Annotated in this window: 2 tRNA genes and 2 rRNA genes; all 4 read right to left on the bottom strand. The window is 48.4% G+C overall.

Annotated elements, in window-relative coordinates:
- Positions 1-121 precede the first annotated feature (121 nt).
- Positions 122-3,016 (bottom strand): 23S ribosomal RNA (locus SE27_RS04935).
- 438 nt (positions 3,017-3,454) lie between these two features.
- Positions 3,455-3,530: transfer RNA gene (locus tag SE27_RS04930), tRNA-Ala, on the bottom strand.
- An 82-nt stretch (positions 3,531-3,612) separates the two neighbouring features.
- Positions 3,613-3,689: transfer RNA gene (locus SE27_RS04925), tRNA-Ile, on the bottom strand.
- 60 nt (positions 3,690-3,749) lie between these two features.
- Positions 3,750-5,289 (bottom strand): 16S ribosomal RNA (locus SE27_RS04920).
- The 16S and 23S rRNA genes sit together here with 2 tRNA genes alongside, the layout of an rRNA operon.
- Between the last annotated feature and the right edge of the window lie 113 nt (positions 5,290-5,402).

The raw sequence follows: 5,402 nt of genomic DNA, 5'->3' as shown, positions 1-5,402 counted from the left end.
TTGCTTTTTCCAAATCTTGAACAGATTGGGCTGTTTGAGTTGAATATTGTCTAGCGTTTGATTAACTAAATCAAGTTATATTTGGATATTAAGTGAAGTCATACAACTGTTTGGGTGTTGTATAGTCAAGCCTCACGAGTAATTAGTATTGGTCAGCTTCATGCATCACTGCACTTCCACATCCAACCTATCAACGTTGTAGTCTTCAACGGCTCTTTAGAGGACATATAGTCCTTGGGAAATCTTATCTTGAGGAAGGCTTCCCGCTTAGATGCTTTCAGCGGTTATCCCTTCCGAACATAGCTACCCGGCGATGCCACTGGCGTGACAACCGGTACACCAGAGGTTCGTCCACTCTGGTCCTCTCGTACTAGGAGCAGATCCTCTCAAATTTCCAACGCCCACGGTAGATAGGGACCGAACTGTCTCACGACGTTCTAAACCCAGCTCGCGTACCTCTTTAAATGGCGAACAGCCATACCCTTGGGACCTGCTTCAGCCCCAGGATGAGATGAGCCGACATCGAGGTGCCAAACACCGCCGTCGATATGAACTCTTGGGCGGTATCAGCCTGTTATCCCCAGAGTACCTTTTATCCGTTGAGCGATGGCCCTTCCATACAGAACCACCGGATCACTAAGACCTACTTTCGTACCTGCTCGACTTGTGGGTCTCGCAGTTAAGCGCGCTTTTGCCTTTATACTCTACGCGTGATTTCCGACCACGCTGAGCGCACCTTCGTACTCCTCCGTTACTCTTTAGGAGGAGACCGCCCCAGTCAAACTACCCACCAGACATGGTCCTCGCTCCAGATTATGGAGCAGAGTTAGAACCTCAATATTACCAGGGTGGTATTTCAAGATTGGCTCCACTTGAACTAGCGTCCAAGTTTCAAAGCCTCCCACCTATCCTACACAAGTAAGATCAAAGTTCAATGTCAAGCTGCAGTAAAGGTTCACGGGGTCTTTCCGTCTAGCCGCGGGTACACCGCATCTTCACGGCGATTTCGATTTCACTGAGTCTCTGCTGGAGACAGCGCCGCCATCATTATGCCATTCGTGCAGGTCGGAACTTACCCGACAAGGAATTTCGCTACCTTAGGACCGTTATAGTTACGGCCGCCGTTTACTGGGGCTTCGATCAAGAGCTTCGCTTACGCTAACCCCATCAATTAACCTTCCAGCACCGGGCAGGCATCACACCCTATACGTCCACTTTCGTGTTTGCAGAGTGCTATGTTTTTAATAAACAGTTGCAGCGGCCTGGTTTCTGTGGCTGCCAACCGCTCATCCCGCGAGGGGAATCACCGTCGGCAGCGTACCTTCTCCCGAAGTTACGGTACCATTTTGCCTAGTTCCTTCAGCAGAGTTCTCTCAAGCGCTTTGGTCTACTCGACCTGACCACCTGTGTCGGTTTAGGGTACGATTCCTGTGTAACTGAAGCTTAGAGACTTTTCTTGGAAGTATGGTATCAGCCACTTCACTGTACAAGTACAGCTTGCTATCAGCTCTCAGCATAGAGCACCCCGGATTTGCCTAAGATGCATGCCTACTGCCTTTCACCTGGACAACCAACGCCAGGCTGACTTAACCTTCTCCGTCCTCTCATCGCATTACACAGAAGTATTGGAATATTAACCAATTTCCCATCGACTACGCCTCTCGGCCTCGCCTTAGGGGTCGACTCACCCAGCCCCGATTAACGTTGGACTGGAACCCTTGGTCTTTCAGCGTGCGAGTTTTTCACTCGCATTGTCGTTACTCACGTCAGCATTCGCACTTCTGATACCTCCAGCAGACTTCTCAATCCACCTTCATCGGCTTACAGAACGCTCCCCTACCACTTACAATAAATTGTAAATCCGCAGCTTCGGCATATAGTTTTAGCCCCGTTACATCTTCCGCGCAGGCCGACTCGACTAGTGAGCTATTACGCTTTCTTTAAAGGATGGCTGCTTCTAAGCCAACCTCCTAGCTGTCTATGCCTTCCCACATCGTTTCCCACTTAACTATAATTTTGGGGCCTTAGCTGGCGGTCTGGATTGTTTTCCTCTTGACTACGGACGTTAGCACCCGCAGTCTGTCTCCCGGATAGTACTCATTGGTATTCGGAGTTTGCATCGGTTTGGTAAGTCGGGATGACCCCCTAGCCGAAACAGTGCTCTACCCCCAATGGTATTCGTCCGAGGCGCTACCTAAATAGCTTTCGGGGAGAACCAGCTATCACCAAGTTTGATTAGCCTTTCACCCCTATCCACAAGTCATCCCCCGGCTTTTCAACGACGGTGGGTTCGGTCCTCCAGTTAGTGTTACCCAACCTTCAACCTGCTCATGGATAGATCACCTGGTTTCGGGTCTATACCCAGCAACTAATGCGCCCTATTAAGACTCGATTTCTCTACGGCTCCCCTATACGGTTAACCTCGCTACTGAATATAAGTCGCTGACCCATTATACAAAAGGTACGCAGTCACCGAACAAGTCGGCTCCCACTGCTTGTATGCATGCGGTTTCAGGATCTATTTCACTCCCCTCACAGGGGTTCTTTTCGCCTTTCCCTCACGGTACTGGTTCACTATCGGTCAGTCAGGAGTATTTAGCCTTGGAGGATGGTCCCCCCATATTCAGACAAGGTTTCACGTGCCTCGCCCTACTCGACATCATTATCTAAGCCCTTTCGTGTACAGGACTATCACCCACTATGGTTGCACTTCCCAGAGCATTCCACTAGAACTTAGATAACTTAATGGGCTGGTCCCCGTTCGCTCGCCGCTACTAAGGGAATCTCAATTGATTTCTTTTCCTAGGGGTACTGAGATGTTTCACTTCCCCCCGTTCGCTTTGCATGACTATGTATTCATCATGCAATACCTACCTTATGGTAAGTGGGTTTCCCCATTCAGAAATCTCCGGATCACAGGATATTTGCCGCCTCCCCGGAGCTTTTCGCAGGCTATTACGTCTTTCATCGCCTCTGACTGCCAAGGCATCCACCACATGCACTTAATTACTTGACTATACAACCCCAAACAGTCGTCAACACCTACAAGTGAGTGTTTACAACTTATCGTTCAAAGTCTTGTGCACTTAAGCACGGTACAGCTTCAATCTTAATATTACCAAAACGCTTGATTCAGTTAATTCGCTAGTGCTCAGTTCTTTATCTTCATTCAACTTTAACCTCACATCACTATAAATAGTGACAATCGATTAAAACTGAATTCAAAATCAGTTCTGAGTTAAACAATTATTTCAACTCAAATTTGCCAATCTGTTAATGAGTTAACATGCCTTCGTCAGGTCATGTTTAACGCTGTGATAAATCACAGAACTTAATAAACTTAAACACTAGGTTTCTTTTATTAAGTTCTATAATCTATAGACTTATAGTCTGCGCGAAGCAAAGCTTCTTGCTTAAATTTCAAGGAAAAGCATGCTTTTCTGATCTTGAAATTTGGTGGAGACTAACGGAGTCGAACCGTTGACCTCCTGCGTGCAAAGCAGGCGCTCTACCAACTAAGCTAAGTCCCCAGCTATCATTAGATTTGATCTATCTGTTTATCTGTTACTCAAGTTCAATGAATTGCTTCATCAATCTTTAAGTTCGTTAGATTGGTGGGTCTGACAAGATTTGAACTTGTGACCCCACGCTTATCAAGCGTGTGCTCTAACCAACTGAGCTACAGACCCTCAGATACATCGTATGAAGAACAACTTGTTGTGGATTCTTACCAATCGTCAATCTTTCGTTAAGGAGGTGATCCAGCCGCAGGTTCCCCTACGGCTACCTTGTTACGACTTCACCCCAGTCATCGGCCACACCGTGGTAAGCGTCCTCCTTGCGGTTAGACTACCTACTTCTGGTGCAACAAACTCCCATGGTGTGACGGGCGGTGTGTACAAGGCCCGGGAACGTATTCACCGCGGCATTCTGATCCGCGATTACTAGCGATTCCGACTTCATGGAGTCGAGTTGCAGACTCCAATCCGGACTACGATCGGCTTTTTGAGATTAGCATCCTATCGCTAGGTAGCAACCCTTTGTACCGACCATTGTAGCACGTGTGTAGCCCTGGTCGTAAGGGCCATGATGACTTGACGTCGTCCCCGCCTTCCTCCAGTTTGTCACTGGCAGTATCCTTAAAGTTCCCGGCTTAACCCGCTGGCAAATAAGGAAAAGGGTTGCGCTCGTTGCGGGACTTAACCCAACATCTCACGACACGAGCTGACGACAGCCATGCAGCACCTGTATGTAAGCTCCCGAAGGCACCAATCCATCTCTGGAAAGTTCTTACTATGTCAAGACCAGGTAAGGTTCTTCGCGTTGCATCGAATTAAACCACATGCTCCACCGCTTGTGCGGGCCCCCGTCAATTCATTTGAGTTTTAGTCTTGCGACCGTACTCCCCAGGCGGTCTACTTATCGCGTTAGCTGCGCCACTAAAGTCTCAAAGACCCCAACGGCTAGTAGACATCGTTTACGGCATGGACTACCAGGGTATCTAATCCTGTTTGCTCCCCATGCTTTCGTACCTCAGTGTCAGTATTAGGCCAGATGGCTGCCTTCGCCATCGGTATTCCTCCAGATCTCTACGCATTTCACCGCTACACCTGGAATTCTACCATCCTCTCCCATACTCTAGCCAACCAGTATCGAATGCAATTCCCAAGTTAAGCTCGGGGATTTCACATTTGACTTAATTGGCCACCTACGCACGCTTTACGCCCAGTAAATCCGATTAACGCTTGCACCCTCTGTATTACCGCGGCTGCTGGCACAGAGTTAGCCGGTGCTTATTCTGCGAGTAACGTCCACTCTCCAGTAGTATTAATACTGGGAGCCTCCTCCTCGCTTAAAGTGCTTTACAACCAAAAGGCCTTCTTCACACACGCGGCATGGCTGGATCAGGGTTCCCCCCATTGTCCAATATTCCCCACTGCTGCCTCCCGTAGGAGTCTGGGCCGTGTCTCAGTCCCAGTGTGGCGGATCATCCTCTCAGACCCGCTACAGATCGTCGCCTTGGTAGGCCTTTACCCCACCAACTAGCTAATCCGACTTAGGCTCATCTATTAGCGCAAGGCTCCGAAGAGTCCCCTGCTTTCCCCCGTAGGGCGTATGCGGTATTAGCATCCCTTTCGAGATGTTGTCCCCCACTATTAGGTAGATTCCTAAGTATTACTCACCCGTCCGCCGCTAAGTTAAGTAGCAAGCTACTCTTCCCCGCTCGACTTGCATGTGTTAAGCCTGCCGCCAGCGTTCAATCTGAGCCATGATCAAACTCTTCAGTTAAATATCATTTCTAGTGCCTTAAAGGGCACCAATCTTGGCTCATCAATTGTCTGACAAATCTTTCTCAAATAAACTTCGAGTAATTTCTACCATTCAATCAATGAAAATAATTT

It is taken from the genome of Acinetobacter harbinensis (assembly GCF_000816495.1).
Lineage (GTDB): Bacteria > Pseudomonadota > Gammaproteobacteria > Pseudomonadales > Moraxellaceae > Acinetobacter > Acinetobacter harbinensis.
The sequence above is the reverse complement of the archived record's forward strand: the minus strand, read 5'-3'. Positions and strand labels throughout refer to the sequence as shown.